Origin of the sequence: Stieleria sp. (genome assembly GCF_041595215.1) — a bacterium.
In the GTDB taxonomy this organism is placed as follows: Bacteria; Planctomycetota; Planctomycetia; order Pirellulales; family Pirellulaceae; genus Stieleria; species Stieleria magnilauensis.
In genome coordinates, this window is sequence record NZ_JBFHKV010000752.1 from 1 (window position 1) to 4,419 (window position 4,419).

The window sequence follows — 4,419 nt, forward strand, 5'->3', positions numbered from 1 at the left end:
ATCGTTTTCTGCAGATGCCGGTGGTCAGTTACGCGATTCCCGCACTGGTCGCGATCGGGCAAGCCCGTCACTTTCTCGGCCGCCGCGCCTTCGCACCGATTCGCCTGATTCGGTCCCTGAGCGTTCGACGCACCCTTTCGGTGCTGGAGAAAATGCAGCCCGCCAGCGGAGGCTATCTCGAAGCGACTCCGCTGACCGCGTTTGTCGTGATGAGTCTGGCTGCGACGGGACGATGCGACTTGCCGGTCGTCCGCAACGGGCTGCGTTTTTTAAAGGAATCGATGCTCGACGGCGGATGCTGGCCGATCGACACCAACCTTGCGACCTGGGCGACGTCGCTGTCGATTCACGCGTTGGCATGCGATCCGGACGACGATGGCCGCTGGTACAGCGAGCGTCTGGCCGATTGGCACCTGGGTTGCCAGCATTTGACGCGACATCCATTTACCGGTGCCGAACCGGGCGGCTGGGGATGGACGGATTTGAGCGGGGCGGTTCCGGACAGCGACGACACGCCGGCGGCCATCCTGGCCCTGGGACTGATGCAGCCCCACGCGGATGAAAGTCGACGGCACCAGATGCACGAGGCGATGATCCGCGGCGGTCGTTGGCTGATCCGGCTGCAAAACCGAAACGGCGGCTGGCCGACGTTCTGCCGTGGCTGGGGAAAACTGCCCTTTGATCGCAGCAGCACCGATCTGACCGCACACGCCATGCGGGCTTTGAAATCGATTCCCTGTCGCCCGGAAGCATCTCGGGGGGCGGGACCGAGCCAAGCGGATTTCCAGCGTCCGGAGCGAAAGGCGATTCGATTTCTGAACCGTCAGCAACAACCCGACGGCTGCTGGATGCCGCTCTGGTTCGGCAACCAAGACCGCGACGACGAATCCAATCCGGTTTATGGAACGGCGAAGGTCTTGATTGCAGGTGGAATCGGCACCCGCCCAGAAGCGGCGGCATGCGACTATCTCCTTCATGCCCAGAACCCGGACGGTGGCTGGGGTGGGGGGCCGTCGGTGGCGACAAAAATCCGCGGACTGATCGACTCCGATCCCGAGTACGCCTCGATTGCACCATTAATCCCCGACGATTTGCACAGCAGCGTGGAAGAAACGGCGTTGGCGGTCGAAGCCCTGGCGACGGTCATTCTACGAACTCGCGATCAAACCGAGTTCGCTGCGCCGCAATCCGGAATGCCGCAATCTGGCCCTGCGCTGTCGAATCCGCGATCCGATCGGGCAAATGCCGGGTTAACAGAACTACGACCAGAATGTTCTGCCGCAGTCTGCTCCGCCGCTGTGAACGATGCCGTGCTGGCGGCTATACTACGCGGGGTCGAATTCTTGATGCAGAGCGTCGAGGATCGGCGACATCAAGTGGCTTGGCCGATTGGATTTTACTTTGCCAAGCTCTGGTACCATGAACGCTTGTATCCGCTGATTTTCACCGCCGCCGCACTGGGAAAATTTCTCCGTGCGTTCAACGAAGAACACGACCCGAATTGGCCTCGATGACGACCGGTTTTCCGGTCTCAGGCTACAGTGAACCCACCTTAGATTTCCGCACCATTTCTTGCCCGAGGTAATCGGTTTGTCGACCGGATTCAGCCCCACCGATACCCCTGCCAGCCAAACCGTCACCCAAGCCTCATCGGACCCTGCGTCATCAGACGCCGGGACCGTCTCACGCAGCAAGCGACGGAAGACGAGTCATCTGAAAGAGGTCCCCGAAACGCTTGAGTTGCGGGAGAGTCTGCGCGCCCGTTGCGAGGAGGTCGCCGACCGACTGGACCGCAGCGTTCCGATGACCAAAGATGAATTGGAACAAGTCGCCCGGCGGACACTCGAAGAAGCGGATCTCCCCGAATCCCTGGTCGGCTGGGTGATGGTGATGATCAGCACCTCGTTTTGGCGTCATGCCCTGGAAGGGGTGCCGCCGGAACGACGATTGTTTCTGCTGCCCCATTGTCTGAAACACGCCGAAGGATGTCCGGCCGAATACGACGAGTTCGGCATGAACTGCAAAGAGTGCGGGGCCTGCAGCATCGCCGATTTCCGTGGGCTGGCCGAAGAAATGGGTTACCGCGTGTTGGTCGCCGAGGGGTCTCCGGTGGTGATGAAAATCATCGTCGGCGGATACGTCGACGCGGTGGTCGGCGTGGCCTGTTTGAACGTCTTGGAAAAAGCGATCGACAAGGTCTTGCTGGCAGGAATCCCCTGCATGGCCGTCCCGTTGCTGAGCAGCGACTGCCGCAACACCAAGGTCGATGAAGCGTGGGTCGACCAAATGATTCGCACGCCTTACACGCCGGCCAAACAAGAGACACGCAGCTACGTCCACCTGATGCGTGCGGCCGGCGATTTGTTCGCGCCCGAGACGCTCGACGAGATTGCACCGCGACTGCGTGGCAAGACACCTTTTGGAACGGGCGATCTGAGTACCGAGAGTGTTGCGGCGATGGACGCGATCGAAGCCACCGAACACATCGCCTACGACTTCCTGGCTCGTGGCGGCAAGCATTCACGGCCCTTCATCACCTTGGCCGCCTACGATGCAATGACGGGCGGCGAGTGCACCGGCAGCGACGCGGCCCGTGCGATCTCCAAACTCCCCAACGCCGTCCGCCGAGCCGCACTCAGCATCGAGACCTTTCACAAAGCGAGCTTGGTCCACGACGACATCGAAGACGACGACGCCTATCGCTACGGACAGCCCTCCCTGCACAAGGTGTTCGGAGTGCCCACCGCGATCAACGTCGGTGACTTCCTGGTCGGCATGGGATATCGCCTGCTCAGCGACCGGGCCGCAATGTGCGGCAACAACGCCCAGACCCCCATCGATGCGATGGCCCAAATCGATGTGATGGATTGCCTTGCCGCAGCCCACATGCGACTCGGCGAAGGCCAAGGCGCCGAACTGCTCTGGCGCGACGGTACCGACCGTCGATTGACGCCGCTGGATGCGTTGAAAATCTATTCGCTCAAAACCTCTCCGGCGTTCGAGGCCGCGCTGTTCAGCGGCGTTCGACTGGGCTGTGGCGAAGACAGCGAAGGAAAAGCGGAGCAGTACCGTGAATCGATTCGAACGTTCAGTCGCAACCTGGGCGTCGCCTTCCAAATCCTCAACGACCTCGGTGACTTCGCCGGCGACGACGACAACAAACTCTCCGCCGGCGGTGACATCTTCGGCGGCAGACCGACCTTGTTGTGGGCACTGGCTCTGGAATCGCTGGACGAAAACGATCAGCAACAGCTGCTGGAACTTGCCCACGCCGATTGTCCGTTGAGCGACGGCGAGCGACTGACCGCCGTGCGTCGGCTGTACGAAAAAGCGGGCGTGTTCGAAACCGCGTTTCGCCTGGTCGACAAACATCAGCAACGCGCCGAACAGGTCGCCGATACATTGGAACCGGATGCCTTGCGGCGGCTGCTGTACTTCTTGGTCGACACCGTGCTCGAACGCCCCGAAATCAAGACTCCCAATGTGGTCGCACTGGGCGTCGCCGCATCCGCGGTCTGAATCGATGGGTTCATGAATCACCACTTTCAACACTCAAGAATTCCCCGAGCGGAAACATGGTTGTAGGGCTTTCCAAAGACGATGCCGACGTAAAAATCGAAACGCTATTGGCGGAGTTCTACGAGCCGGAAACAGGGTTCTCCCAGTGGGGGCGATGCAATTCGACGTTGCGGGTGCCATCACCCTACGACGAATTGATCAACCACCATTCGCACATGACCGTGACCGTCGAATCACACTACGGCGAAAAGGTCGACGTCGTCGTCCATCGACACCACCGCCACGCCGACGACCATGGCGATTGGTACGTCCGCGAAATCACGCTCAAGACTCAGGTGACCGGCAAGGTGGTGCAGTATGGAATCGTTCGTCTGAACGTCGCCGCACTCGACCCGAAAGTCTGGGAACGCATCGAAGCACGACAGACACCGCTGGGGCGGGTCCTGATCGAACACAACGTGCTACGTGAAGTGCAACTGTGCGAGTTGTGGGAGATCCAGGCCGGACCGGCCCTGGCAGGCTTGCTCAATGCCGAAGAAGGCGAAACCGTTTACGGACGAACCGCGCTGATCTACTGCGACGGCGAACCCGCCATCGAATTACTCGAAGTGGTCGCCAAGTAGACCCCGGAACAATGTAGAGCCCGGAACAACCATGACCCCACTTCGAACCACCACCCTGGCCTGCGTTTCGCTCTGCATGATGACCTTCTGCTTAGCTCAAACAAATCAGGCAGGTCAATCGAACCAGGCAGCTCCATCGATCGAAGACAACTAGCGGAGGGCCGGCGAAGCACGTCAGGCGCTCGAGCGACAAGACTACCCGGCGGCGTTGAAGGCGGCCAACAAACTCGCCAAGTCGCCGGCGAGCGATGAGTTTCGACGCGTCGCCGGTGACACC

General features: G+C 60.6%; 3 protein-coding genes. All 3 read left to right on the forward strand.

Going from position 1 to position 4,419, the window contains the following annotated elements; translation table 11 throughout:
- On the forward strand, nucleotides 1-1,514 hold a 1,514-nt coding region (locus ABX749_RS23645; protein ID WP_372898165.1), incomplete at its 5' end, for a prenyltransferase/squalene oxidase repeat-containing protein.
- 58 nt (nucleotides 1,515-1,572) lie between these two features.
- Complete coding sequence (locus ABX749_RS23650) at nucleotides 1,573-3,519, forward strand: polyprenyl synthetase family protein (RefSeq protein ID WP_372898166.1); 1,947 nt, start codon at nucleotides 1,573-1,575, stop codon at nucleotides 3,517-3,519.
- A gap of 56 nt (nucleotides 3,520-3,575) precedes the next feature.
- The gene (locus tag ABX749_RS23655) at nucleotides 3,576-4,142 is read left to right on the forward strand and encodes a hypothetical protein (RefSeq protein WP_372898167.1); all 567 of its coding nucleotides are present in this window, start codon (nucleotides 3,576-3,578) and stop codon (nucleotides 4,140-4,142) included.
- Nucleotides 4,143-4,419: the final 277 nt, after the last annotated feature.